This window comes from Marinomonas sp. ATLA20, assembly GCF_057180105.1.
The window spans coordinates 43,491-69,198 of record NZ_JBXUKU010000009.1 but is presented as its reverse complement, the minus strand read 5'-3'; the positions used below and the strand labels follow the sequence as shown (position 1 = coordinate 69,198).

Here is a 25,708-nt window from a genome sequence, read left to right as displayed (position 1 = left end):
TTGTCATACTCTGCAACGATAAGACATGACATACTTTATATCGACAACGTCCATCATAGTGACAGGAGAACAAGTCTTATGAGTAAACCCTACAACAAGCTGACCCCTGCAGAAGCCAGTGTCATTCTTGATAAAGGCACAGAGCGTCCCTTTACCGGAGAATACACAGACAAAATGGAAGGCGGCCTCTATGTTTGTCGCCAATGTGACGCCCCCCTTTATACTTCAGAACACAAATTCATTTCTCATTGCGGCTGGCCAAGCTTTGACGATGAGATCCCTAATGCAGTAAAACGTGTTCCTGATGCGGACGGTCGACGCGTAGAAATCGTCTGCGCCAACTGCGAAGGCCACCTAGGGCATGTATTTGAAGGTGAAAGACTCACTGAAAACAACATCCGCCACTGCGTCAACTCCATCTCTATGAAGTTCGTCAGCAAAGACTGATTACTGAGTCCAAAGCACTAAACAATAAAACCGTCTTCTGGGCGGTTTTTTTATTTCTAAATCAGGTGTTATCGTGAAGCAGCGAACAAAAAGCCTCACCAAACCTTGGGTAGTTCATCCCACCTAGTCGTGTACCCTGGCGATAAGTGTTCGCGTTTCATTGACCATTGAGGTGAGACGCCTTGCGAGGCAAAAAACACATTACCGAGGCCGCTGTGGTTTATTTGATCAACTACACTCATAAGCGCTTTGGAGTTTACTTTCGTACTATCCGCTCGAAGCAAATCTTGCTGAAAGGCGTTATGCTCGTAAAAATCGGCAAGCATCACACCCGCTTTCATATAACGAAAACCGTCACGCCAAAGTCGGTGAAACAACACCTCCGCCACTTCCAATAAGTCTCGAGTGTCGTCGCTTGGGTTGGGGAGTTCAGCGGAAAGGGTTTTCGCGTACTGCGGTTCGTTAGGAATAAAAGGACTGGTACGAATAAACATACTAACCACACGGCAAAGGCGTTTTTCGCCACGTAGTTTCTCGGCAGCTCTGGTCGTGTACTTAGCAATAGCCTCCCGTAGTTCACGCTTTTCTGTCACTTTATGACCAAATGACCGACTGCAAATAATCTGCTGCTTTGTTGGCCTGACTAACTCTAAATCCAAGCAGGATACCCCATTCAATTCTCGAATGGTTCGCTCCAACACCACAGAAAACTCACTACGAATGGATTTAGGATCGGCATTCGCCAGATCCAACGCTGTGCTGATCCCCCTCGCCTTTAGCTTTGTCGTAGTACGACGACCAACACCCCAAACATCACTTACATCCAACAAAGCCAACAAGCGCCTTTGTCGCTCTGGGTCCATTAAATCCACCACCGAGCCAGTCGCTGGATATTTCTTCGCCGCATGGTTGGCCAACTTCGCCAGCGTCTTGGTTGGCGCGATGCCAACACCTACCGTAATGCCCGTCCACTTATCGACCTTGGCTTTTACTTGTTTGCCAAACGCCAGTAAATCCGTCACATGATCAATGCCCGTTAAGTCCATAAAGGCTTCATCGATGGAATACACTTCCAACCGTGGCGCTTCCTCTTCTAAGATCGACATCACCCGATTAGACATATCCGCATACAGTGCATAGTTAGACGAAAAGCACACAATGCCGAACTTTCTTATCTCGTCCTGCACCTGAAACATCGGCACGCCCATCTTAATACCCAGCGCCTTTACCTCTTTGGAACGCGCCACAATACAGCCGTCATTATTCGACAACACAGCAACAGGCGTATGCTTTAAATCTGGCCGAAACAGCTTCTCGCAACTGGCGTAAAAGTTATTGCAATCGACCAAGGCAAAGACCGTTTGCATTAATGACGCTCGTACTTACGAACCACGCCCGTGACGACACCAAAAATTTCCAGTTCAGACTCTTCGGTAATATGAATGGCTTTATAAGCTTTATTCTTCGGGCGAAGCAGCACATTGGGCTTTAGTTCCAACGTCTTCACCGTCATTTCCCCATGAATGCAGGCGATGACGATGTCTCCATGACGAGCCGTTAACGAACGATCCACCACCAAGACATCGCCCGAATGGATGCCCGCCTCTACCATCGAATCGCCCTGAGCACGAACGTAGAACGTGGCATTCGGATGCGCCACGCAGAACTCATTTAAATCTAAGGATTTTTCAACAAAGTCCTGAGCGGGAGAAGGAAAACCCGCCGACACAGAATCCACATAAAGCGGGATTCGCACACTATTGGCCGCGATAAACGCCGCCGACTCAGACACACCAAGATAAGTCACACGCATGATAAACACCAAAATACTGTATGGATATACAGTATAGTTTTAAGCAGCACAAATGACCAAGTGAATTTTTGTTACAAGCAAGAAAAGCTGTCTACCTTTACCAATTTTAAAAAATAAAAAAGGACACTGTATAAATACAGCATCCTTTTTAAGTAACTAGCATTAAGATACGAATCTTCTATGGTTTAGAAGAGTCAAAACCTGACTAGCTAAGTGTCTTTATTTCGCCGCTTTCTTGGCAGCTGAAATCCAGCCATCAAACGTCGATTGATTGGCACTAATCCAATTATCCGCATGAATAGCAATATCACGCTGAGAATCTTCACCATCAGCAATCAGCATATTCTCGGCACTCACTGCATTAATCGGTAGTTTCATGATCTCGAATAATTTTTTAGCCGCTGGGTTTGCTTCAACAAACGCTTTATTCGCGACAATTCGTTCACTATTGATATCAAAACCGTAGTTTTTGCCATTCGGTAGAGCCGTATCAGTACCATTTGGATTAGAAGAATAAGGCACTTCTAACCATACAACGTCACGACCGGGAACAAGCTTGCCAGATACCCAGTATGGCGTCCAAGTGTAATAAAAGATCGACTCACCTTCATTGAAACGAGCAATGGTGTCAGAAATAATGGCCGCGTATTGACCCTGATTATGAGTGATTTTATCACGCAATCCGAACGCATCTAGCTGATGTTCAATAACACCCTCACAACCCCAACCAGCCTGACAACCAGTTAAGTCAGCGGTACCGTCTCCATTAGTATCAAATAAAGCGGCAATTTTCGGATCTTTGAAATCGTCGATATTAGTAATATCATATTTATCAGCGGTTTTTTTATCAATCAAATAACCTTGTGCCGCTCCATCTATGTAATTACCGCCGCGAAAAAATTTGTCATCTCCACCCGCGTTTTTGTACATAGAGTTATGAAGTGGGTACCAGTTCACTGCAAGAAACTGCGTATCGCCATTAGCAACAGACGTATAGCCAGCACTGTAGTCTACTTCTTTAATTGGCTGCACATCGTAGCCTAATTTTTCTAGCGCTTTGTTAACAACAACAGTCTGAAACGTTTCTTCTGCGATTGGGCTTTGTACTGCTGTGACTTTTACACCCTCGCCTGGCAAGTGACCATCGGCTAAGACAGCACCGCTAAACAGTGTGGCAAGTGAAGTTAGTGTAATTACCTTTTTCATTGGAACATCTCCTTTGAATGAGTTTTTTGTAACCGTTTTGATTTTCATTTTTTAAACGCAAGTAATAAGCCAATTGGTCCGGTTTCATACCAATGGCGCGTACCACGCTGACGAGCATCTTGACCAAGCGACTGCGTCATGCGATCTAAAATAACCGCGAGAATGACAATACCGATACCACCAATAGTCGCGAGACCAATGTCTAATCGACCGATCCCTCGCAGTACCATCAAACCTAATCCACCAACGGAAATCATTGATGCAATAACCACCATGGATAAGCCCAACATTAACGTTTGGTTAACGCCAGCCATAATAGTCGGCATAGCAAGTGGTAATTGAACCTTGAACAACATCTGTTTCTTATCCGCACCAAACGAGTTCGCCGCCTCTATTAAGTCACTGGGTACTTGTCGAATACCAAGGTTTGTTAAACGAATAACCGGCGCGACCGCAAAAATAATGGTCACAATAACCCCAGGCACATTACCAATACCAAAGAGCATAACGATTGGGACCAAATACACGAAAGCGGGTGTCGTTTGCATAATATCCAAGATCGGGCGAATCACTTTTGCAGCACGATCACTACGCGCCATAGCAATCCCCGTAGGAATACCCAATACAATACAAAACAACACGGACGTTACAACCAAAGCTAAGGTCGTCATGGACTCTTGCCAAGCACCAATAGCACCAAGCACAAACAAGCCTATAACAGAACCTATTGCTAGGCGCTTCCCAGATAATTGCCAAGCAATTAAACCAAACAAAGCAATAACAAAAAGCGGCGGAGCGGCGTTAAATGCACTATCGACCGCAGTCAACGTCGCGTCTACAGGGGCTTTGACAGCGGTAAAAAAGGGACGAAAGTTCGTCACCACCCAACCAACGCCACTTTCGATCCAGTGATCAAGCGGAATCCAAACATCTTGGAAAGGATGAAGTAAACTAAAGTCAGTTTGCTCAACGGGTGTACCACTGGCAGACATGGATGCAGCATCTGAACCTTGCGTTGACGCAGCCCCACCCCAAGGATTACTCGCCGTTGATTCCGCGGCCCCAGTATCATCTGGCGCGGTTGCCCATGGATTTGATTCAGTACTCATGCGGTAGCCTCCCTATCCAATGTTTCTAGTAAACGCGCTTTACTGACAACACCTACGTACTTTTGCTGGTCGTCAACAACTGGTACAGCACAGGGGGAGTGAGCAACGATCGAAATAATGTCCCTGATCGACGTATCAGCCGAAATAGCCTCCACATCATTAATAATAGCCTCAGCAAGCGTCTGCTTATTCTTAATCACATCTTGCAGTGAAATAGCAGATACCACTCCTAAGAAGCGCTGGCTTTTATCAATCACATAACCATAGTCACGCTCATTTTCATTTAATAATTTCAAACCAGTTATAAGCCCCTCACTAGAATCTTTCTTAATGAGAGTGAGGCTAGATCTAGAAGCAATATCTCTAGCGCAGAAAACATTACTAACATCAACGCCTTTAAAGAAAGAACGGACATAATCATTGGCTGGGTTATGCAAAATATCATCTGGAGTGCCGACCTGAACAACTTCACCGCCCTGCATGATGGCGATTCGATCGCCTATTCGCATGGCTTCATCAAGGTCATGGGAAATAAACACCACCGTGCGCTGTTGCTCAGACTGCAAACGGACTAATTCATCCTGCATTTCTGTTCGAATAAGAGGATCGAGGGCTGAAAATGCCTCATCCATAAGTAGAATATCAGGGTCATTGGTTAACGCTCTGGCCAAACCAACACGCTGCTGCATGCCGCCAGACAATTCATCAGGATAACTGTTTGCGTGCGATTCCAAACCAACTTGAGCCAATGCGTCACGTGCTTTTTCGTGACGTTCTTTTACGTCGACACCAGAAAGCTCTAAACCAAAAGCTGTATTATCAAGCACATTCATGTGAGGCATTAACGCAAAGGACTGGAAGACCATACTAATTTTGCTGCGTCGAATATCGCGTAATGCCTTGTCATCCACTTTTGTAATGTCATGGCCATCAATTAACACTTGGCCTTGGGTAGGTTCAATAAGACGGTTTAATAAGCGAACAAGTGTGGATTTACCTGAACCAGAGAGCCCCATTACAACAAATATTTCACCCTCTTTAATCGCCAAACTGGCATTCTTCACACCAACAGTCTGACCCGTCTTTTTAAAAATTTCGTCTTTGTTTATACCTTTGTCTAGCATCTTCAATGCTTTTTTCGGATGCTCGCCAAAAATCTTATATAGGTTCTTAACTTCGAGTTTTGTAACCATAGCGGCTCTCTGTTGTGAAACATAATGCGTAAATCGTTATCAAAGAACGACTTAACGTTTATTTAGCATAGAGACTATCTTTATTGTTTACAAGTCTAAATGTTTACGGTTTATTTAATATTCAATAACCTTGCCAACGCTAAGCGCACCCCATATAGCAATCAGAAAACACCTATTATTTGCGTTTTATTTGCTCAAATACATGCAAAAATGACCAAAAAACACGCACGAAGCTTTCTTTAAAGAACACCGTCCTAAAACAATGATATATAGAGCTGTAATAAAAAATGCAAACCAATGGGTCACTCAGTCAGTAGCTCGCACCAAAATAGCCCGCCATCATTGTGACATTCTTAAGGTGTGAAATCGGTATATCGCTTTGAAATGACACTCAAACAAAGCGACGACAGGATCAATTTATATGGATTTGATAGTGTTGTTATGCAGCTAAAAGCCTTGAAGGAAATAGCGGCTATGGCAGTGCGTGGGAAGGTGTTTTTTTGCTCGCTGAATAGCTGGGAGCAGAGGAAGCTTAGGCGCTATTTTTCAGCTAACTCAAAAATTGCAGCCTTTCGTAAGACGCGCCCTCGCTAAGCGACAAGACAAAGCCACCAAGCAGCATCTTTTGGCGCATGATTATGCCTTAGATACAAAAGACACGTCATGAATGAATAAGCCTATCGGGTGGCATATTGGTAAAAAATTCAATAAAGACGGTATAGTTAAAGGAGTATTTATTATTAATACTTTACAGGTTGTCAATTGACAACCTTCCATTTCACGAACTAAACCGCAACCCATTGATGGAGACTCAATGAGCAAGCGCAAGAAACACCCTGATAAGGATATTGAAGCAGCCGTTGCATACGCTGAAAGTAAAAAGTGGACATTCAAGGAAACAGGAAAAAGCGCTCATGCATGGGGACTATTAAAATGCCACAAAAATAAAAAAGATTGTCGGTGTTGAGAGTTCTGCATTTCCAGTATTTGGAGCACACCAAAAAACCCTAAAAATCATGCAAAGCAAATTATTCGGGTTGTCGACAACTGTATTTATATAGACAAAGAAAGCGGGAATTAAGCCATGAAAGACTATGAATTCACTTTGAAATTTGCATTACCCAATATTGATGCAGATCCACAAATTTACATAGATACTTTAATGGAAGCAGGATGTGATGACGCTTTAATTGGCCTAGGTACAAAGGGCCGAATCGCTTTAGATTTCAGCAGAGAGGCAGAAAGTGCTATTGAAGCAATTCTTACTGCGATTAGTGATGTACAAAAAGCCATTCCAAGAGCAACGTTAATAGAGTGTGGCCCAGACCTTGTGGGCATAAGCGGAATTGCATCTATTTTTAAAGTGAGCCGCCAAGCCATTCAAAAAATGGTTAAAACCTTTTCAGATACATTTCCTGCACCTGTACACTCCGGAACAACCCAAATTTGGCATTTAATAAAGATCCTAAACTGGAGTAATGCGCATACACAAAAGCACACTTTTGACGGAACACTTTTCGAGATAGCCTCCGCAGCCAGAGAAGTAAACGTTTATAAAGAAATAAATGAGCTTGAAAGCCCTACACCTAAAAATATCACAAGGGTTTTCCCAAAAGCTGAACGTATTTTAGAACTGCATTAGATCTAATTTGGCAATGTTACCACCTAAAATGATGTACGGTTTTATTAGACTAATACAGTTTTTCTGCTGGTAGTTTCGGATAGGTTGAATCATGTTCATGGTGTAGACGAGGACAGTAGAGATGCTTTCTGTTAAATAAAAGTATTTAGCAGCATCGTTTACAATCAACTTTTTATCTGACTCCAAATTCTCAAAGGATTTGGCGACGTCGTTTACAATCAATTTTTCATCTGACCCCAAATTCTGCTTTGTATCTGCATGGATTTGACGATGTTGTTGAGCAGTTGCCTTCCTTGGAGGAAATAGCTGTCTTTTTCCGCTAGCGCTAGATTGTCTGTGATTGTTTTTGCTAGTGGAGCTGTTTGGAGTAGATAAAAACTAGATGCTATTTTTCATCTGACCCCAAACTACATAATCTAAACATCCTATTTTTTATTAAATCCTAAAAGCAAAGAACTCAAGCTTTTATCTTTTCTTTCATATTTATCTACGAGATTTTTTAAAATTTCACTATAAAATGCATATTCACTTTCACATGCTTTTGGAAATGAAGTTTCATTAAACCAACTTGAGTCAGTAGGAAATTCTTTGAAATTAAGAGCTTTTACAACATTACTACCAATCACCTCATCAGCGTAATTCAAAAAATCAGATCTTAAATCATTAGAGCCAAAACCATTATTCTCGAAATGAGCTAAGGACTTCATTTTTTTTAAATATAATCTCCTAACGACACTTAAGAACCTTCCATTTTCACTTAAAAAATTACCTCCAGAATAGTAACCTCGCGCTCCATCTTTAAAATAAATACCTTCATGAAACAGACCAATAAAACTTAAAAAATCTTTTCTATCAAGATAAATTTTACCAATTGACAAAAATTCTTCTATTTTTGGTATCACCCATTTAGTTTCCACTTTTTCAATATTCAATTCAAAAATCATTGACATAACATTATCTTTAGGATGAGAAATCGAAATGCAATCCAAAATATTTTTTACATCTATAAATTGTGATATTGAAATATAATATGCAGTAAAATATTCTTGAAATGATCTATGTGAGAAAGTATATAAATTCCCATCCTTTTGTATTATACATACAGACTCGACAAGATCTTTGAATATACTAACTGAATCCGCTTCATTTGTTTCAATTGTCAAAGCTTTATCAATATATGATATAATTTCATGTTTCGTGAAACTCATCTTACTATCAGAATATGTAATTATACAAAAGGTAGAAAATATTTTTTTGAATTCATCTATTGGAAGGCCTGAGTATGACCTTCTCTTATACAGGGCTTTTATAGCATCATGTTTATGAAAAAGGGTATCAAAGGCTTGTTCATAAAAAATATGAATTTTCTCCGGTATTTCTGCTAATTGTTCATACGTCAAAAGCATCATTGTTAGAAGAAGAGGATTCGATAAGAAGTCTCTATGCTTATCATACAAACCATTATTAAGTTCATCTATAAACTTTAGTTTAACCTCGTCATCGTATTCAATCCGACCAATCAAATCTACTGACTGCTCTTTATTTAAAGGTAGTGTTTTATAAACAAAAAACTCATCCCAAGAGGAAAAACATTCATCCGGCCTACTAGATATTACAAAAATTGACTCGAAATATTTGTTTGATAATCCAAGTATCTCACTCTCGTAGATTTCTTTTTTGTCATAATCAATTTCATCAAATCCATCAAGGAATAAAATAAACTTCCCTTTTTCAAGGGCGTATTCGAACTGATCTTTAGTGAATTTTTTCTCTAAATCAGAAAGTGATTTGTAGATATAATCATATATTGATATACCACCACTAGGATTAATCAAAAGCCTTAATTCAATTAATATCGGTATAAATCCCTTTTTATTTTCCAAAGATTCTAAAAACATTTTTCTAAGCAAAACAGATTTTCCAGAACCCGCAGTACCCATAACAATATTTTTTTTATTGTCTCGGATTTTATCAAGCAAAATATCACCAGATATTTTATTTCGATCTAAAGAAAAATCAGTGCATACATAATGTTTTGTTAAACTTACAGGCCTATCTCTATATAGTAATGTCTTTATTTTTGAGTACCGTTCATGAGATCTCATTAAATATCGTTTAAAACAAAGTTCAAATCCCACTCTAGCTTTCTCATACTGAGCATTTCCTATATCCGCACCTTTCCTTACAACTGTGGAGGTAAAATCTTTGATAAGATCTGTAACGATTAAATTTATATCCATTTTATCCTCATCAATATAATCTGCTTATAGCCACCACTTTTGTAGTGAAAAATCTGAATTTATACTAAAGCTCTCTCTGTTGTAACACCAGAAATACATTACAAACCACTGACAACTCTCAAACCTAACTCCCCCTCTTACCCGTCATGCACCCATCGGCCCTTGTGGCCACGTCCATGTTGCCCATCATTCCCTGTGCAAATTCGGCTTTGAGTCTTTCTATTACTTGGTCGCTGAGTTGTTGGTCGTAACTTGGGTTGCCTGTTGGTGTTAGGTGGAGTACGGGCGCGAAGGTGATGCTTTTGTTTTTGTTTTGTAGCTGTTGGCTTTGGGCTGCAATATTAGCGGGTGCGGGTTGGTCTGTTTTGCCGTGGTGAAATTAAATATCAGTCGTAAAGATGGACAATTTCGAGTCGGTGCGACAACACCAAAAGACGTGACGGTACATCGTGAAGAGATTTATAAAGGCATTAAAAAATGAGATAAAAATGATGTAAAAAAGGAGAGTTTAGAACTTTGGGGAGATTAAGGTGGCATCTCTACCAGCCGCACCTCGGCACACAAGTCCACCGCTGTGGCTGCTTCCTTCCGGACCTGACCAGATTAACGGTTTATCGTTGCGAGGGGACCAGCAGAGACACCATAAAGGAGGCCTGTTGACCTTGGGGCGCAATTATACGCAGCCAATTCGAAATATCAACCGCCTTTCTTATGTATTTTCAAATACTTAAATCTTTTTGCTTATCTGGTGCCCTTTCCTACTATTTCCCTATGCTTTTGCTTTTTCGTATCACGCTATAACGCTGCTTCTATTTACGGTAAGATACGCGCCATTAAGAATCATAGGAGTCGCGAGTTGAAGCTATTTGTAAAAAACCTGACCCACGTGGATTTTTCCTACTTTGATGCCACACGCGGATTGTTGGGTGAAAGCTGGCAGACAGACATTGTACTGACTGGCAAGTTAAACGACGAAAGCATGATTTGTGATTTCAGTATCGTTAAAAAACAAATCAAGAAATGGCTCGATGACAACATTGACCACATGCTGGCGATTCCTGCTGAGCACAGTGGCTCAACACTCACGCCATTAGCTAATGACCGCGTGTCGTTTCATTTTGATCACAATAAAGAAATCGCTGGCGACAAACGTGTATTTCAGTGCGATGCACCGACTCAAGCAATTTGCGTTTTGCCAATGACAGAAATTACACCAGAAGCGGTTGCTAAATGGGTTGAGTCACAAATTCTCAATCTGCTGCCAGCGGAATTAGAAGCCGTAAGCGTGCGTTTTACACCAGAGCACATCACTGGTGCGCAGTATCAATACAGCCATGGCTTGAAGAAACACGCAGGCAATTGTCAGCGTATTGCTCATGGTCACCGATCTACGGTTGAGATTTATGCCGATGGCGTGCGTAACGATGCTATGGAGCACGATTGGGCAACACGTTGGGAAGACATTTATTTAGGCACTCAAGAAGACTTGCAGAATGAAGTCACGGAAAATGGCGTGAACTATCATTTTTTCAGCTATACCAGTCAGCAAGGTTTGTTTGAGCTAAAAATCGACAGCAATCAAGTTTACATGCTGGATTGTGATACGACGGTCGAATCCCTTTCCGCACACATTGCTGATGTTTTGGCAGAAGAAAATCCAGGCACACACATTGAAGCCCACGGCTTTGAAGGCATTGGCAAAGGTGCGATTTCAGAAAAACTTAAGGCAAGAATATGAGCTTAAAAGAATACGAGAACCTCGCCAAAGGCGAAACACTCTCTTTAGACACGGTATTAGCCAACCTAAAAACAGACGAACATGGTTTGGTCGCTGCTATCGCGCAACAACACGATACTGGCGAAGTCTTAATGCTGGCCTACATGAATGAAAAATCCATTCGTGAGACGTTAGAAACAGGCCAAGTGTGCTATTGGTCTCGCTCTCGTCAAACCTATTGGCGTAAAGGCGAAAGTTCTGGTCATCGTCAAACGTTGGTGTCTATGTCGTTTGATTGCGATGGCGATGCCATACTTATCCAAGTGGATCAAAAAGGGCCAGCTTGCCATACTAACCGTCGTGACTGCTTTTTCTTCACCGTCGAAGGAAATGAAGTGGTTATAAAATCCGCACCACAATAGCTCACTCTTTCTCGCAATTTGCGCACCATCTCGGTGCGTAAATTCAAATTACTTCTGTACCTTTGCTCCCATTTCACGCTATCTTAAGAGTCGGCCGCTTTTCTTGCACATTTAAGACAAGAAAAATGAGCCAATACATGACACAGAAATGACCCAATCTGTATCACCACGCCCTACTTTCTTAAATTAGTACCAAAAGCAGAAAAATACGTACCAATACATAGAAAGCTATAAGCAGGCGTTATTTCTGTAAAGTAATGTAATGGCATGACTATTGCTCATTAATTGCCATTCTCTTCCACTCTTAATATTGGATTCGCTATGATAAAACTGTCCGTGCGCACAAAAATATTGTCGCTTATTGTATTGTTCTCACTGGTTATTGTAGGAGTTAGTATCAGCTCCGCTTTAACCAGTAAATCAGTCTCTTCCGAACTACAAAGCCTTTCCTCTAAAAGCCTTTTGCTGGTCAAAAATTTAGAAAAAAGCCGCCAGCTTTTACTACAACAATCAGTCGAATTTGAGCGGGGTTACTTCCAAGTCTCTATTGCAAAAACAATTGGTGGCTACGGAACAGAGTTAATAGAAGAATCAGCAGATAAATTCAAAACCTACACTGGCGAGTTAGTCACCAGTATCGAAAACGTCAAAAACATCCTAGCTACCATGCCAGCAAACGATGGCCTGAACGATCTATTAAAAGAAATACATGTACTTGAAGAAGAGCAAGCCGTTTTTCTAGAAGCCAGCACAGAAACTTACAGCTGGTGGGTAAAGCTAAACACTATGAAGGCAAACAAATCACGCCGCGCCGCTGATGCAAGTCTCATAGAGGTGAACAAGCACATGGAACAAATCATAGCGGCCATCAACGAATACAGCAGTGCCATTGCCGATAACCAAAACCGCAAGCTAGACCAAACAATTTATGCTAGCGGTATACTGGCAGCAGTACTTATTGCGATCGGTATCATCGTTAGCATCATCATTGTGAATGGCATTTGTAGACCGCTGATTAAAGCCGTTAGACGAGCAGAAGACATTGCCTCAGGTAATTTAGCGCAGTCTAAAATAGCCAGTACACGCAAAGACGAAATCGGCATGCTAGAAACTTCCATGGACAAATTGGTCATTCAGCTTAGTAGTATTTTGCACGATGTGGCGGAATCCAGTTCCATGCTGACAAGTGCGGCCAATGACCTAAATCGAATTACCGATGAGTCCTCAGAAATGGTGGATCGTCAACAAGAAGAAACCAACTTCATTTCTCAGGCAATACAAGAAATACAATCCACGGCAGTTCATGTTTCTGAGTCAACTACAGACGCGAGCCAAGCCGCCCACAATGCTGAAACAGCGGCCAATGAAGGCACAGCGATTGTGACAAAAACCATTGCCAGCATTCAGGAGCTAGCGAGCGAAATTGCCAGTTCTGCCGATACTATTAATGAACTACAGTCTAATACTCAAGAAATCAGCACCATTCTGAATACTATCCTAGGCATTGCCGAACAAACTAACCTACTTGCACTAAACGCGGCAATTGAAGCAGCGCGAGCAGGTGAGCAAGGCCGAGGCTTTGCCGTGGTAGCCGACGAAGTGCGTCACCTGGCACAGAACACGCAAAACGCCACACAAGAAATCGAGAAAATGATCGCCCTATTACAAAGCGGCACCAGCTCGGCAGTGAAAGCCATGACATCCAGCCATCAACGTTCTACGGATGCGGTAAACCAAGTGAAACACGAAGAAGACTCACTGCGTCACATCAACCAATCCGTGTCCAAGATTCGCGATATGAACGACAGAATCTCAGCGACAGCCGAAGAGCAAGCGTCAGTAACCGCTGAAGTCAGTCGCAATGTTGAAAACATTACCGAGATTGCCTCACGTACGACGAAATCGATTCACTCAATTAGCAACTCTGCAGAGCAATTAGCTTCATTGGCCACGCAGTTGTCGACAAAAATCAGCTATTTCAAAGTATAGCGCTACAGGGGTATACTTTTTTAGATTAATACCTCAGGGGAAGTTACTCACTTCCCCTTCATTCCTAGGAGAAGACCATGTGTCGTTGGATGGCGTATCAAGGTGATGCCGTTTACCTTGAGTCATTACTTTTTAAACAAGAACATTCTTTAATTCATCAAAGTTTAAGCGCCAGAAAGTCGGAAGTCACAGTAAATGCGGATGGGTTTGGTCTTGGTTGGTACGATGAACGCGAAGAACCAGGCCTTTACCATGAAGTACTACCAGCTTGGAGTGACAGCAATTTAAAAAGCTTAGCGAGACACATAAAAAGCGGACTATTCTTCGCTCATGTCCGCTCTTCCACAGGCACGGAAACCAACCGCTCAAACTGCCATCCGTTCAGTTACAAAAACTGGTTATTCATGCACAACGGACAAATTGGCGGCTACGAATCGTTGCGCTGGCAGCTGGATCGTTTGATTCCAGAGCATCTTTACAGCCATCGCCACGGTGCAACCGATTCAGAAGTGATCTTCTTATTAATGATCGCCAACGGCTTAGAAACGAATCCAGAGCATGCGATTGAGACAACCCTAGCGCAAATTATCGACATGATGAAAGCAAAGAATATACAAGACCCGTTGCGCTTTACCGCCGTTTTTTCAGACGGAGAAGAAATCACCGCGATTCGCTTTTCTAGTGATGAACAAGCACCCAGCCTGTACTACAAACAATTTGAAAAGCACATCGTCATTGGCTCAGAACCACTCGATCACTCGAGCGCCAGTTGGGCTCAGGTCCCAGCTGGTCATATTGCCAAAATCAAAGATCAAAATTATCAAATTCAACCTTTGTCTGGTTTATTAAAAATGACCGCCTAGCGGTCATTTTTAATATTTGATAAGTATTTTATCTTTTATATCATTAGCACACTTTCTTCCCATCCTTGACCTACACTTGACCTACATCATGTAACTTAATCGCTTGACTGTTAACCTACAAAGGTAAGTTATTCAATTGCATTGATTCAACTAAAGGGAGCTAACATGATCAACTACCAATTAGACAACAAAAAGGCCATAGTAACAGGCGGCGCATCAGGGATTGGTTTAGCCTGTGTTGAATTACTCGCCTATTCTGGTGCCGACGTAGCCATTTGGGATCTACACGAAGACGCACTCGAAAAAGCTAAGCAGTCTGTCAGCAAATACGATGTCAAATGCATCACCATAAAAGTCGACGTCAGCGACCCAGAATCGGTAAAGGCAGCAATGGATGAAACGGTCAAGCAATTGGGCAGTTTAGACATCGCCGTCAACAACGCTGGCATTGGTGGCCCTGCTTGTAAATCTGGAGATTACACCACAGAAGATTGGTTGAAAGTGGTCGATGTGAACTTCAATGGCGTTTTTTATTGTCAGCGCGAAGCCATTGCAGCCATGCGTAAAAACGGTTCCGGCAGCATCATTAATATGGCCTCTATTCTCGGCCAAGTTGCCTTCCCAAATTCTCCAGCGTATGTCAGCGCCAAACACGGTGTTGTCGGCATGTCGAAATCTGCAGCGGTTGAACACGCCGACGAAAACATTCGTGTAAACGCAGTCGGCCCCGGCTTTATTCACACACCTTTGGTCGATGAACATTTAGATGCCGACACACTAAATATGCTCGCAGAAAAACACGCACTAAAACGCCTAGGCACACCCGAAGAAGTTGCTCACCTTGTCGCTTGGTTAGCCAGTGACGGTGCATCTTTTGTCACAGCGTCTTACTACCCAGTCGATGGCGGTTACCTAGCACAGTAATGTTTTTTCATTAGGCATTCAGTGTAAAAGTATTCGCAAGGCTGTAAAAAAGTCCCTTCGCAACACTCTTTGTTAGCCGTGTCGCGAAGGGACTTTTTATTTGAACCGAATATATTGGAACATATGAAACTCGTCTTACGCTTTTTCTTTCTCTCGATAGGCGTAAGTCGCATCAAAGCGTGACTGAATCCAGTCGCCACTCAAAATCCCATCGTATTTCGCAGGTTTGTCAGCGGTCGCACAGCTTGGCACACACTCGACGTTCGTTTCGTAGTCTGGCTCTACAAAGAACGGAAACGAATAGCGATGTACATCTGGCAAAGACGCACGCACTCGGTGTGCGGTGGAAACGTATTCGTCGTTAGTCCAACGCTGCATCAAATCGCCAATATTCACCACCAAAGCATTGTCTATTGGCGTTGCATCCACCCATTCACCTTGGCGATTTTTTACCTGCAAGCCACCAATCTGATCTTGCAACAACAAGGTGACACAGCCGTAATCTGTATGCGCGCCAGCGCCATTGTCATGATCGTTCGCTGGACGCGGTGGATAATGAATCATACGCAAAACCGTCACGTGATCTTTAAAACCACGAACAAAGAAGTCGTCTTCCAAAGACAAAGCTTGCGCCATGGCAGTCAGCAGCTTCTGCGCCACCTGGAAAGCCTCTATATAGTATTCTTGCAGCACTTCCAGCGTAGTAGGATTGCTTGGATTTTGATTAGGGCCGTAAGCCGTCGGATATTTAATCGCCAAAGGATGATCTTTAGGAAAGTCCAACGCCATATCAAAGGTTTCTTTCCAATCCCCTTGGCTCACTTCGTCGAGCTGCTCTTCGCCAATATTGCCGTAACCACGATGGTTAATGCTTTTTTTTATGTCGATGGCGTTTTTTACGTCTTGTGGCTGATTGAAAAAACGCTTGGCTTCGCGCATCAGCGCGGCCATCAATTCTTTTGGAATGCCTGTGTTGGTTAGGTAAAAGAAACCAATTTCACGACATGCCTTATCTAAGGCTTTAATTTCGCTCTGACGAACAGATTCGCTTTCATGAATCAGCTTCGACAGATCAATTAACGGTATAGACATTACATGTTCCTTAAGCTCTGGAAGATACTTTAATAAGTTGCGTGTGCTTGGGATTAAAGCGTTTTAGACCCACTTCGCCAAAATCCACAAAAATCATTTGTTTGTCGTCGCGCTCTTGTCGTACAACAACACCTTGACCGAACTGATCATGGCGGACTTTGTCGCCAGGTTGCAGCAGACTTTTCCCTTCTACTCGATGACGAAAGGTCAGCGACGGAGAAGGATCAACCGCGTTCAAGTAGCGCTGAAAAATCGAACCTTTTTCCGTATCAATTGGCGTGCCAACATTTTCAACATACCAAGCTTCGCAAATACGACTCACCGCATAAGGCTGCGCTTCAAACACAAAACGTGACAAGGACAAACTCTTCAATGCGGCGCGAGGGATATCGCCCTGCTTCATGCGTTTATGATCGTCGGCACTTGGGGATTCAAGCAATACTAGCTTCTGTTTGGCGCGGGTGATCGCCACATAAAACAAACGACGTTCAGACGCCAAATCACTGGCCGCTTGCTTATCAATGGCGCTCAAATCCTCGTCATAATACGGGAAGCGCCCTTCTTGTAAGCCAGACAATAACACCTGATCGAACTCTAAGCCTTTCGACTTATGAATCGTCATCAAATGCACGCCGTGAACATCGTCCGTTTGCTTTTCATTCAGGGTGGCAAGTTGCTCTAAGATCGACTTGGCATCACCGCCTACGCCTCGCACATAGGCCATAAAGGCATCGCAGGTGGCGATCTTTTCTTGGGTCTGAATATCTTTGCTGCTGGTGCTTTCGAAATAACGATAAATGCCCAACTTCTCCAAGGTATGCGCTAAGCCTTGCCCCGGATCGGTGCGATAAATGCCTAAGCTGCGCAACCAATCAGCACGTTCGTATAGTTTTTTAGCACGCCAGCCATCCGTGGCATCGGCTACGGACTCGATAATCTGCGGCAACAAATGCGGCGCTTGTTTGGCTTGTTGGATCAAGGTTTTGCGCTGCGCCATGGAGCCACCAAGGCTCGGCACCGTCAGCAAGTATTCGATATCATCCGGATGAAAAAAGGTGTTCGAAGTTTCCAAACCACCAGCAATCACCGCCAGATACGCCATTAGCATGCGAATTTGGCGATTTTCCAACAATGGCGAATCACCATGCAATTGATACGGCACGCCTTTGTGCATCAAGGCTAATTGCACTGGAACCATGTCGCTGTACAAGCGCACCAACACCGCGGTGTCGCTTAATGCACGACCTTCATCAACCCAAGATTTTAGCTCGCCCAACAGAGCTTTACCTGTCTTCGGAGCGCGAGCAAAAGACACTCGCGTACGTTCGCCAGCGCCAATCACCAAGGCATCAGGATCGTTTTCACTGATCACGCTCGATGCCATTAAACCGACGGCATGGCCAAAACGAAAACTGGTACTTAACGGATAAGTCGCTACGTTTGAAAAGTCTTGATCAAACTGACTCGCCATAATCTCTGGACTAGCACCACGCCATTCATAAATACACTGCTGAACATCGCCGACAATCATCCATTGGCAAGGCGCAGGATAAAGCAATTTTAGTAGCTCGTATTGGCAAGGGTTGATGTCTTGAAACTCGTCAATTAACAAGTAGCGGAAATCTGGCACCAAGCCACGCACTCTCACACGTTCAGCTTCGTCTAATTGACTGATTAAATCATAAGGGTCGCTGAGTAAATCGGCAAAAAAGCGTATGTTATTACGTTTGCGTAGCTTCTCTAATTCATCATATAACGCTGGGAAAAACTTACGTTCGTTAGACCAGCCCAAAGCTTCAAAAACGATCTGCGCGGGTTGGTCAGAAGCTTTCACTTGATCGACAAACAACAAGACATCTTCTAGCCAATCTTTCTCGTCTAAAATAGCGATTTTCTCACCATTGCGAACCAAACGCTGTAACGCCTCGCGTAACATTTTTACCAAACTAAAATCGTCGGTAATTAACTTGGCACTCGCTAGCCAACCTTGCTGTTCTAAGCGGCGGCAAAACTTCATACCAAAGGCATGAAAGGTCATCACGCTTGGTGAACGCAAATGCCCAGCACTCATGAGTCGCTTGCTCAAACGCTCGGAAAATTCCTCTTGCGCGCTTTTGTTAAACATAAACACGCCAATGTGCGACGGATCCACACCCTGAGCCAACAGATGCTCGATACGAGAAATTAAGGTGGTGGTTTTACCCGCGCCCGCTACGGCGATGACTTTTGCTGGCAACGAAAGATCGTGATGAACAACGCTTTGCTGCTCATCGGTTAACGAGGACGTCACGTCAGTATTAGGTTGAGCTTGAATCAAAATAGTTTTGCCTTGTAAATCTTCAAAGCGCTAGTCTTCAAATAGATGGCCAATTTCACGAAACGCAAGGTGTTCTCTACCGGCGATCTTGGCAATAGATTCGCCACACACCACCAAACGTCGTTGTACTCGGGCAAAAAAGACACCATTGGTTCGCGCAACAAGAGGATAACTGGAGGTTTCCACGTCATCGTCCATTAGGTTTACCACTTCGCCAATCACCTCGCCGGCTTCCACTTCTTCGCCAATGGCTTTGTGATAACAAACAATGCCAGCACACGGTGCTTTGACTAAATCCATGGCATCCAATGGATAATATTCGACTTGGCTGTCATCAATCACAGGTGGTTTGCCTGCAATCACTTCTCGCAGCACAAGGTAATCGAACAAGGCTTGCGCATCTTGCTGAGCAAACTCATTGGATATATCGTTCTCGCCGCGTAATTCTACCGTTAAAGAGCGACTTCCCCAAGGAATCAAATGGGCATAATGGGCTTTTAAATCGCGCCACACGCTGACATTGGTTTCGTCAAACGAGGCGGCACCGGTTTCTAATTCAGACAAACCGACTTTTGCACCCAACAGCGCCAATAACGGTTTAAAGTGACTTTCAAATTCTTGTGCCACATAGGCGTGCATACTGGCTTCACCCGAACAATGTAGGTCGAGCACTTCGTCTGCCTCCATAGATAGAGCCAACAAAGTTTTCTTCATGCCTTGCAGTTCGGTGGTTTCTGGCAACAACACCAACTCATCGTGAATCGCCTGACGAACAATGTCTATATTGCTTTCTATATCACCAGTTATATCGCCCTTGATGCGTTTTTCTACTTTCGCACCTAGCTGAGGCCAGTTGCGGTTAAAATTACCGCCACCGTCAGAAAACGCAAAACGTCCAGGAATATAGCCGTGAAAGTTCTGCGCCAGACCAATCGGGTTCGCCACAGGCACAATCACTATCTCCCCTTGAATCAATCCTGCGTCGTCAGCTTTCTTTAATTTTCTCAGCAAGGTGTTAAGCACCAAAAATCCCGGCCATTCATCGGCATGCAATCCCGCCTGAAAATAGACTTTAGGTCGCGCACCCGCTTCACCAAAGTGATGGGCTTTTAACACACGTTGAGTGCCCGGTGTCGCGCTCGGCAATACATGAGAGTAAATTTGGTAAGACATAACACCTCGAAAAAAGCAGTAAAACATTCGACCAATTTGAGCCTGCAACATGGTACGCTAAAACCGATTCTTAATAAAAAACAATTCCTTAAATATAAAAGTTGTAAGAAACAAAGATCTATTTACGTCTAAGCTTTCGTACAGATTAAAAACATCAGGAGAAAGGAATGAAAAAATCGTTACTCGCAGCCTCCATCGCTGCCACGTTTGCGTTTACCAGCTTATCCACTCAAGCCAGCACAACTGAGACTTGGCAGGACACGCTCCAACAAGCCAAAGGCCAAACCGTGTATTTCAATGCTTGGGGCGGTGCCGACAATATTAACGATTACATTCAATGGGCCGCCGATCGTATTAAAGAAGAATACGATGTGACGCTAAAACAAGTGAAACTGACCGATACTTCTGATGCGGTCAATCGTGTCTTAGCTGAAAAAGCCGCAGGCAAAAACACGAATGGTTCAATCGACCTCATCTGGTTAAATGGCGAAAATTTCCGCGCCATGAAAGACAACAACCTATTATTTGGCCCATTTAGCCAGTCACTGCCAAATTACATTACGTACGTGGACGAAAACGCGCGCCAAAGCTTAACGCAAGATTTCGGTACGCCCGTCGATGGTATGGAATCCCCTTGGGGCATGGCGCAAGTCATCTTTATGCACGACACAGCAACCCTGAGCAATCCGCCAAAATCCATTGCCGATTTACTCTCCTACGCGAAAGCCAACCCAGGACGAATCACCTACCCAGAGCCACCACAATTCCTTGGTTCAACCTTTTTAAAGCAAGCCTTGTACGAATTAACACCTTACCGTAAAGCGCTTTCACAACCCGCAGACAGTGTGGATTTCGATAAAATCACCGCACCTTTGTGGGCCTATTTAGATGAATTACATAAAGTCGCATGGCGCAATGGTCAAACCTTCCCATCAAGCTCAGAAGAAATGATGCGCCTGCTAGATGACCAAGAAATTGACGTGGCGTTAAGCTTCGACATTTCCGCGGCATCGGTTCAAATCGACAAAGGCAATTTGCCAGACACGGTGCGCTCTTACGTTTTCACGAACGGCACCATTGGTAATACACACTTTCTAGCGATTCCCTACAACAGCGGCGCAACAGCGGGAGCACAAGTCGTGGCGAACTTTATGTTGTCACCAGAAGCTCAAATTAAAAAACAAACGCCAACCATTTGGGGCGATTTGAGTGTTTTATCTTACGCAAAATTGCCAGCGGCTGAACAAGCCAAATTTGACGCTTTACCTCGCGGCATCGCGACCTTGAGCATTGAAGAGTTAGGCCAAACGCTACCGGAACCACACAGTAGTTGGGTGGGAGCGTTAGAGTCTGAGTGGCGTAAGCGTTACGCACAATAATCACACAACTACTGCGCTTGCCAATACTTTGTTAAAAATAGACTCAAAGTGCTCATTTATAGCTTATAAACTCCGCCTTTTCGTCTATTTTTGCCTCGTCTTGGCATCGCTCGTGACGTAGTGCTAAGTTCCACATTGACGTCGTTAAAACTCTATAATTAGCTGAATAAGAAGCAAGATGCCGTTAAAACACGCGAAATGGATCACTGGGATAATTAGTCTGTTATTGGTATTTCCCATTGCCATTGGTTTGATCGGCACCTTGCTTCCTGCGTTTGCGTATTTCCCTCCCCTTGGTGAATACGACCTTTCCTTCTCTCCTTGGCGTGACTTGTTTACCCAAGGGGAATTTTACGCCAGTTTAAAACTCACTCTCGTGACGGGAATTGCCGCGCCTCTGCTCGCCCTTTGGTTCGCTCTGTCGCTGTTGGCTTGGGGTTATCAGCGTCCGTTTTTCCGTAAAGTCGAAGCACTGTTATCACCGATTTTGGCGATTCCCCACGCGGCCATTGCCATTGGCTTGTTATTTTTATTGAGTCCATCTGGTTGGTTGATTCGGCTGTTTAGCCCTTGGCTGACAGGGTTTGATCGACCGCCCAACTGGATTACTGTACAAGATCCTTATGGCGTTTCCCTGATTCTCGCCCTTGTGATAAAAGAAATGCCCTACCTGCTGTTTGTTATGCTCGCCACCATGAAAAGCATCAAGGCGCGAGAAAGCTTACAAGTTGGCCAAGCTCTTGGTTACAGCCGTTTCACCTTATGGCGCAAGGTGTTAATCCCTCAACTCTATCCGATCATTCGCCTGCCTATTTTTATCGTCATTGCCTTTAGTTTGACGGTGGTAGATTTGGCCTTGGTCATCGGCCCTAACACACCGTCGACACTGGCGGTCACTTTGTTGCGCTGGTTTAACGACCCAGATTTATCCATGCGATTAATGGCCAGCGCGGGCGCAGTCACTCTTATGCTCGTCATTGTTGTTGTATTGGCTGGCTGGGAACTCTCGCACTTGTTGTTTAGCCGCTTAACTCGTGCCGAACGCAGCAATGGCAAGCGCTTTGGCTTAACCGACAGTGTGCTCAAATTGGGTGTTTTTTTGGGTATGTTCGCCTTACTGAATGCCTTTGTGGCTCTGGCTTTGCTACCGATTTGGTCGCTTACTCGACGCTGGCGTTTTCCCGATGCATTACCAAGCCAATGGACATGGGATAATATCGACCGCGCCACACCGCTGCTGATGGAACTCACCTCAAATACGCTGACCATTGCCTTAGTCGCAACTCTCTTGGCGTGCGCGATTAGCCTTGTGATGCTGGAAACCAAACGTCACAACATGACAGGTGCAAACTCAAGTAAACCGCATGTGTTCGATTGGCTCATTTATGTGCCGATTTTATTACCACAAATTGGTTTTTTGTTTGGTTTGCATGTGCTGCTGATTTACTCGAACCTAAATGGCGACTTGTGCGCCATTATTGCCCTGCACCTAATGTATGTTTTGCCTTATGTTTATCTAACCTTAAAAGGCCCCTATTTGGCCTACCAAGAAGAATACTTACTGCAAGCTAATCGACTTAATCATCGCCCTTGGCGTAATTACGTCTTAGTGAAAATCGCCATGTTAAAACCAGCAATATTGACGGCTTTTGCAATTGGTTTTTCCGTCAGCATCGCCCAATATTTACCAACTCTTATCGCCGGTGAAGGCCGTTACAGTACGTTGACGACAGAAGCCGTGGCACAAGCCGCATCGGGCGACAGAAAACAAGTGGGCAGCATGGCAATGCTGCAAGCCTTTTTCCCCATCATGGTATTTTGGCTCGCACAATTCATCCCACCACGTTGGACTAGGTGGCGATTGGTATTGAAAAATTTGTTTAGCAGAAGGAATACATAGTGCTCAGTGTAAATGCGTTTTCTTTGACATTGGACGGCAAGACACTTATCAAAGATTTGAGCTTCGAGATCGCCGATGGTCAAGTCTTGTCCATCATGGGGCCAAGCGGCATTGGTAAATCCAGCTTACTGCATTTTCTCAGTGGTTCTTTATCACCTAACTTAACCACTACTGGCGAAGCCTTTTTAAACAACCAAGCCTTGCACACAAAGTCTACCCAAGATAGAAAGGTCGGCTTGTTACAACAAATGCCCTTGTTGTTCCCTCACATGAGCATCATAGAAAATCTACTCTTTGCCATCCCTGCCGATATCAAAAAATCTGCACGCATCGACATGGCGCAAAACGCCTTGGAAAAACTCGGCATTCCCGACAAAGCCAACGCCCTACCAAAAGATCTTTCCGGTGGACAACAAGCCCGCGTCGCCCTGCTTCGCACACTGCTTTCCCAACCCGACTTCTTACTGCTCGACGAACCCTTCAGCAAACTCGACCCAGCCCTAAGACGCGACGTACGAGCTTTTGTATTAAACGAAATACGCAGTGCGAATATACCTGCACTGCTTGTCACCCACGACCCTGAAGATGCCAAAGCCATGGAAGGAGAATGTTTGGAGTTGGGGGTAAAAAGCCCTTTTGAATAAAACAAAAACACAGATAAACTGTTAGCAAATACCAAAATCAACAGGATGATTAACAATGAGCAAAGTCGTAGAAACGGAACTTCCTAGCAACAGCCTTCTTAGTGATCGTATCCAGCAATCTGATTTCATCGATTGCTACGCTGTTCAATCCAATTTATCACCTCGCGAAGCAGCTGAAATTATTACCGACTTTCCCGGATGGGCGCGTTTTCTAGTCAGCATACGAAACTCTGTCGTTTCTAAATTTGGTTTATCAAGCGATACATCAGAAGGGACTGACAAAACAGGCTTCTTCCCTATTGAGTCTGAAACCGATCAAGAATTGATCGCTGGGTTTAATGATAAACATTTAGACTTTAGAATCTCTGTCATGTCTAAAGACGGGCGAGTATTTTTATCGACTTGGGTTCATCCCCATAATCTTGGCGGAAAAATTTACCTTAAAACCATTCTGCCCTTTCACGTTTTGATTGTTCGTAATGCACTGGCTCGCGTTCGGACGATAAGTTTGTTTACTAATGACTAAAATCTCTTATACAAAAGAATAAACAATTTCAGAAGGATCGCCGCACTTGTACCAGTTATATTATCACCCGTTAAACGCCAGTATGGCTCCTCATTTCATACTTGAAGCCTTACAAGTTGATTTCGAGTTGACCCTTGTCGATAGAAATAGCAAAGCCCAAAAGTCTCCTAGTTATTTAGCACTAAACCCCGCTGGACGCATTCCTACTTTAATAGATGATGGCTTCGCCATTTTTGAAAGTGCAGCAATCTGCATACATTTAGCTGAATCACACCCAACATCTAATTTGATGCCGCCAATAGGCGATAAAAACAGGGCATTATTTTTTCAATGGCTGATGTATTTAACCAACACCTTACAAGCAGAGCTGATGATCTATTGCTACCCAGAGAAATACACAACAGAGATTAATAGCGTCAGCGGCATTCTCGCCGCACAAGAAACAAGAATCACTGAAATACTAACGCTGCTTGACCATGAGTTGGAAAGCAAAAGCTTCCTGGTAGGAGAAACAATCAGTGTCTGTGATTACTTTCTTTTTATGCTGGCCGTGTGGGCAGACGAACTAAAAAAACCACCTCTATCCTTCAAGAACCTTTCTCGATATCTACGCCAATTGGCTCAACATAAAGCGATCATTAGAGTCTGTCAAAAAGAAGGCCTAAACCTTGCTGACTATCACTAAAGAAGGAAGCCAACATGCCAGAACTCAAAGCAGAAAGAACCATCGCGGAAAAGTTTCTCAAGGAAATGCTCAAAGCAGATGACACAGGCAACTATGATTTGTTTGTTAAACATTACGAAGAGCAAGATCTGGTCGACTTCTCTCCAGAACGTTTTGAGGATGACATTAAGCAGATGCAGGCCAGAAATGGCAGGAACATGGGTTACGAATACTTTGGTGTTTTGAAGGGCTATCACGATGGCAAACGTGACGCTTGCTATCGATTCGTTTGGAAAGGCATTTATGAAAAGCGTGAAGCCCTAATCATTATTGGTATACACAGCAAAGATGGTACTTGGTATGTCAATGAGTCGACTGTTCGCTAGAGATTAAACTAAAAACTCTTCCACCTTAGCAACTTTATATTATCAGCTTTCCACGGCTTCTA

At 43.7% G+C, this 25,708-nt stretch carries 23 protein-coding genes and 1 other RNA gene; 14 read left to right on the top strand and 10 right to left on the bottom strand.

Annotated features, from left to right (window positions below):
• Window positions 1-78 precede the first annotated feature (78 nt).
• Window positions 79-447 (top strand): methionine-R-sulfoxide reductase, encoded by a 369-nt coding sequence (locus tag AC2A4J_RS15065; protein ID WP_484176620.1) that lies wholly within the window; start codon window positions 79-81, stop codon window positions 445-447.
• Window positions 448-542: 95 nt separating this feature from the next.
• Here the strand turns inward: AC2A4J_RS15065 and umuC are convergent, their stop codons facing one another.
• The 5 genes from umuC to proV all read right to left on the bottom strand — a co-directional run bounded on the left by umuC (window position 543) and on the right by proV (window position 5,768).
• Window positions 543-1,814 (bottom strand): translesion error-prone DNA polymerase V subunit UmuC, encoded by a 1,272-nt coding sequence (gene umuC / locus AC2A4J_RS15060; RefSeq protein ID WP_484176619.1) that lies wholly within the window; start codon window positions 1,812-1,814, stop codon window positions 543-545.
• Window positions 1,814-2,260, bottom strand: a complete 447-nt coding sequence (umuD, locus tag AC2A4J_RS15055; protein WP_484176618.1) for a translesion error-prone DNA polymerase V autoproteolytic subunit — start codon at window positions 2,258-2,260, stop codon at window positions 1,814-1,816. The genes umuC and umuD overlap by 1 nt, the downstream gene beginning before the upstream one ends.
• A gap of 219 nt (window positions 2,261-2,479) precedes the next feature.
• Window positions 2,480-3,466, bottom strand: a complete 987-nt coding sequence (gene proX / locus AC2A4J_RS15050) for a glycine betaine/L-proline ABC transporter substrate-binding protein ProX (RefSeq protein ID WP_255828911.1) — start codon at window positions 3,464-3,466, stop codon at window positions 2,480-2,482.
• 44 nt (window positions 3,467-3,510) lie between these two features.
• Window positions 3,511-4,575, bottom strand: coding sequence for a glycine betaine/L-proline ABC transporter permease ProW (gene proW / locus AC2A4J_RS15045; protein ID WP_484176617.1), 1,065 nt, complete (start codon window positions 4,573-4,575; stop codon window positions 3,511-3,513).
• A complete protein-coding gene (proV, locus tag AC2A4J_RS15040; RefSeq protein ID WP_255828909.1) occupies window positions 4,572-5,768 on the bottom strand; it encodes a glycine betaine/L-proline ABC transporter ATP-binding protein ProV in 1,197 nt (398 codons plus the stop codon). The genes proW and proV overlap by 4 nt, the downstream gene beginning before the upstream one ends.
• A 1,084-nt stretch (window positions 5,769-6,852) precedes the next feature.
• Between proV and AC2A4J_RS15035 the strand changes: the two genes are divergently transcribed.
• Entirely contained in the window at window positions 6,853-7,410 is a 558-nt protein-coding gene (locus tag AC2A4J_RS15035; RefSeq protein ID WP_484176616.1) for a DNA-binding protein, read from the top strand.
• 425 nt (window positions 7,411-7,835) lie between these two features.
• On the opposite strand, the gene AC2A4J_RS15030 is transcribed toward AC2A4J_RS15035, so the two are convergent.
• Window positions 7,836-9,650 (bottom strand): NACHT domain-containing protein, encoded by a 1,815-nt coding sequence (locus AC2A4J_RS15030; protein ID WP_484176615.1) that lies wholly within the window; start codon window positions 9,648-9,650, stop codon window positions 7,836-7,838.
• A 370-nt stretch (window positions 9,651-10,020) separates the two neighbouring features.
• Between AC2A4J_RS15030 and AC2A4J_RS15025 the strand changes: the two genes are divergently transcribed.
• Complete coding sequence (locus tag AC2A4J_RS15025) at window positions 10,021-10,131, top strand: carbon storage regulator (RefSeq protein WP_484176614.1); 111 nt, start codon at window positions 10,021-10,023, stop codon at window positions 10,129-10,131.
• A 56-nt stretch (window positions 10,132-10,187) separates the two neighbouring features.
• On the opposite strand, the gene ffs is transcribed toward AC2A4J_RS15025, so the two are convergent.
• Window positions 10,188-10,284, bottom strand: an RNA gene (gene ffs / locus AC2A4J_RS15020) — signal recognition particle sRNA small type.
• Between the two features lie 222 nt (window positions 10,285-10,506).
• Between ffs and AC2A4J_RS15015 the strand changes: the two genes are divergently transcribed.
• The 5 genes from AC2A4J_RS15015 to AC2A4J_RS14995 all read left to right on the top strand — a co-directional run bounded on the left by AC2A4J_RS15015 (window position 10,507) and on the right by AC2A4J_RS14995 (window position 15,565).
• The gene (locus AC2A4J_RS15015; protein WP_484176613.1) at window positions 10,507-11,388 is read left to right on the top strand and encodes a 6-carboxytetrahydropterin synthase; all 882 of its coding nucleotides are present in this window, start codon (window positions 10,507-10,509) and stop codon (window positions 11,386-11,388) included.
• On the top strand, window positions 11,385-11,789 hold the full coding sequence (gene hisI / locus AC2A4J_RS15010) for a phosphoribosyl-AMP cyclohydrolase (protein ID WP_484176612.1): 405 nt from the start codon (window positions 11,385-11,387) through the stop codon (window positions 11,787-11,789). The genes AC2A4J_RS15015 and hisI overlap by 4 nt, the downstream gene beginning before the upstream one ends.
• Before the next feature lie 321 nt (window positions 11,790-12,110).
• The gene (locus tag AC2A4J_RS15005; RefSeq protein ID WP_484176611.1) at window positions 12,111-13,778 is read left to right on the top strand and encodes a methyl-accepting chemotaxis protein; all 1,668 of its coding nucleotides are present in this window, start codon (window positions 12,111-12,113) and stop codon (window positions 13,776-13,778) included.
• A gap of 77 nt (window positions 13,779-13,855) precedes the next feature.
• Window positions 13,856-14,641 (top strand): class II glutamine amidotransferase, encoded by a 786-nt coding sequence (locus tag AC2A4J_RS15000; RefSeq protein WP_484176610.1) that lies wholly within the window; start codon window positions 13,856-13,858, stop codon window positions 14,639-14,641.
• A gap of 165 nt (window positions 14,642-14,806) precedes the next feature.
• Window positions 14,807-15,565: an SDR family NAD(P)-dependent oxidoreductase gene (locus AC2A4J_RS14995; RefSeq protein WP_484176609.1), complete on the top strand. Its 759-nt coding sequence runs from the start codon at window positions 14,807-14,809 to the stop codon at window positions 15,563-15,565.
• A 135-nt stretch (window positions 15,566-15,700) separates the two neighbouring features.
• Here the strand turns inward: AC2A4J_RS14995 and AC2A4J_RS14990 are convergent, their stop codons facing one another.
• Genes AC2A4J_RS14990 through AC2A4J_RS14980 form a run of 3 tightly spaced genes read right to left on the bottom strand, consistent with a single transcriptional unit; the run spans window position 15,701 to window position 20,147 of the window.
• On the bottom strand, window positions 15,701-16,657 hold the full coding sequence (locus AC2A4J_RS14990; RefSeq protein WP_484176608.1) for an isopenicillin N synthase family dioxygenase: 957 nt from the start codon (window positions 16,655-16,657) through the stop codon (window positions 15,701-15,703).
• A gap of 10 nt (window positions 16,658-16,667) precedes the next feature.
• Window positions 16,668-18,974 carry an ATP-dependent helicase gene (locus tag AC2A4J_RS14985; protein WP_484176607.1) on the bottom strand — a complete coding sequence of 769 codons (2,307 nt, stop codon included), beginning with the start codon at window positions 18,972-18,974 and terminating at the stop codon, window positions 16,668-16,670.
• Between the two features lie 30 nt (window positions 18,975-19,004).
• Window positions 19,005-20,147 (bottom strand): succinylglutamate desuccinylase/aspartoacylase family protein, encoded by a 1,143-nt coding sequence (locus tag AC2A4J_RS14980; RefSeq protein ID WP_484176606.1) that lies wholly within the window; start codon window positions 20,145-20,147, stop codon window positions 19,005-19,007.
• A gap of 167 nt (window positions 20,148-20,314) precedes the next feature.
• Between AC2A4J_RS14980 and AC2A4J_RS14975 the strand changes: the two genes are divergently transcribed.
• The 6 genes from AC2A4J_RS14975 (at window position 20,315) to AC2A4J_RS14950 (ending at window position 25,646) form a co-directional block, all read left to right on the top strand.
• The gene (locus AC2A4J_RS14975) at window positions 20,315-21,526 is read left to right on the top strand and encodes an ABC transporter substrate-binding protein (RefSeq protein WP_441806429.1); all 1,212 of its coding nucleotides are present in this window, start codon (window positions 20,315-20,317) and stop codon (window positions 21,524-21,526) included.
• 178 nt (window positions 21,527-21,704) lie between these two features.
• The gene (locus tag AC2A4J_RS14970; protein ID WP_484176605.1) at window positions 21,705-23,426 is read left to right on the top strand and encodes an ABC transporter permease; all 1,722 of its coding nucleotides are present in this window, start codon (window positions 21,705-21,707) and stop codon (window positions 23,424-23,426) included.
• The gene (locus AC2A4J_RS14965; protein ID WP_484176604.1) at window positions 23,426-24,070 is read left to right on the top strand and encodes an ATP-binding cassette domain-containing protein; all 645 of its coding nucleotides are present in this window, start codon (window positions 23,426-23,428) and stop codon (window positions 24,068-24,070) included. Before AC2A4J_RS14970 ends, AC2A4J_RS14965 begins: the two co-directional genes overlap by 1 nt.
• A gap of 55 nt (window positions 24,071-24,125) precedes the next feature.
• On the top strand, window positions 24,126-24,596 hold the full coding sequence (locus tag AC2A4J_RS14960; RefSeq protein WP_484176603.1) for a DUF2867 domain-containing protein: 471 nt from the start codon (window positions 24,126-24,128) through the stop codon (window positions 24,594-24,596).
• A 46-nt stretch (window positions 24,597-24,642) separates the two neighbouring features.
• Window positions 24,643-25,281 carry a glutathione S-transferase family protein gene (locus AC2A4J_RS14955; protein WP_484176602.1) on the top strand — a complete coding sequence of 213 codons (639 nt, stop codon included), beginning with the start codon at window positions 24,643-24,645 and terminating at the stop codon, window positions 25,279-25,281.
• A 14-nt stretch (window positions 25,282-25,295) separates the two neighbouring features.
• Window positions 25,296-25,646, top strand: coding sequence for a hypothetical protein (locus tag AC2A4J_RS14950; RefSeq protein ID WP_484176601.1), 351 nt, complete (start codon window positions 25,296-25,298; stop codon window positions 25,644-25,646).
• Window positions 25,647-25,708 lie beyond the last annotated feature (62 nt).

What these genes read in the sequence shown, in the direction of transcription:
- AC2A4J_RS15065 (WP_484176620.1), top strand. Translation starts at nt 79, where the DNA reads ATGAGTAAACCCTACAACAAGCTGACCCCTGCAGAAGCCAGTGTCATT.
- umuC (WP_484176619.1), bottom strand. Translation starts at nt 1,814, where the DNA reads ATGCAAACGGTCTTTGCCTTGGTCGATTGCAATAACTTTTACGCCAGT.
- umuD (WP_484176618.1), bottom strand. Translation starts at nt 2,260, where the DNA reads ATGCGTGTGACTTATCTTGGTGTGTCTGAGTCGGCGGCGTTTATCGCG.
- proX (WP_255828911.1), bottom strand. Translation starts at nt 3,466, where the DNA reads ATGAAAAAGGTAATTACACTAACTTCACTTGCCACACTGTTTAGCGGT.
- proW (WP_484176617.1), bottom strand. Translation starts at nt 4,575, where the DNA reads ATGAGTACTGAATCAAATCCATGGGCAACCGCGCCAGATGATACTGGG.
- proV (WP_255828909.1), bottom strand. Translation starts at nt 5,768, where the DNA reads ATGGTTACAAAACTCGAAGTTAAGAACCTATATAAGATTTTTGGCGAG.
- AC2A4J_RS15035 (WP_484176616.1), top strand. Translation starts at nt 6,853, where the DNA reads ATGAAAGACTATGAATTCACTTTGAAATTTGCATTACCCAATATTGAT.
- AC2A4J_RS15030 (WP_484176615.1), bottom strand. Translation starts at nt 9,650, where the DNA reads ATGGATATAAATTTAATCGTTACAGATCTTATCAAAGATTTTACCTCC.
- hisI (WP_484176612.1), top strand. Translation starts at nt 11,385, where the DNA reads ATGAGCTTAAAAGAATACGAGAACCTCGCCAAAGGCGAAACACTCTCT.
- AC2A4J_RS15005 (WP_484176611.1), top strand. Translation starts at nt 12,111, where the DNA reads ATGATAAAACTGTCCGTGCGCACAAAAATATTGTCGCTTATTGTATTG.
- AC2A4J_RS15000 (WP_484176610.1), top strand. Translation starts at nt 13,856, where the DNA reads ATGTGTCGTTGGATGGCGTATCAAGGTGATGCCGTTTACCTTGAGTCA.
- AC2A4J_RS14995 (WP_484176609.1), top strand. Translation starts at nt 14,807, where the DNA reads ATGATCAACTACCAATTAGACAACAAAAAGGCCATAGTAACAGGCGGC.
- AC2A4J_RS14990 (WP_484176608.1), bottom strand. Translation starts at nt 16,657, where the DNA reads ATGTCTATACCGTTAATTGATCTGTCGAAGCTGATTCATGAAAGCGAA.
- AC2A4J_RS14980 (WP_484176606.1), bottom strand. Translation starts at nt 20,147, where the DNA reads ATGTCTTACCAAATTTACTCTCATGTATTGCCGAGCGCGACACCGGGC.
- AC2A4J_RS14975 (WP_441806429.1), top strand. Translation starts at nt 20,315, where the DNA reads ATGAAAAAATCGTTACTCGCAGCCTCCATCGCTGCCACGTTTGCGTTT.
- AC2A4J_RS14970 (WP_484176605.1), top strand. Translation starts at nt 21,705, where the DNA reads ATGCCGTTAAAACACGCGAAATGGATCACTGGGATAATTAGTCTGTTA.
- AC2A4J_RS14960 (WP_484176603.1), top strand. Translation starts at nt 24,126, where the DNA reads ATGAGCAAAGTCGTAGAAACGGAACTTCCTAGCAACAGCCTTCTTAGT.
- AC2A4J_RS14950 (WP_484176601.1), top strand. Translation starts at nt 25,296, where the DNA reads ATGCCAGAACTCAAAGCAGAAAGAACCATCGCGGAAAAGTTTCTCAAG.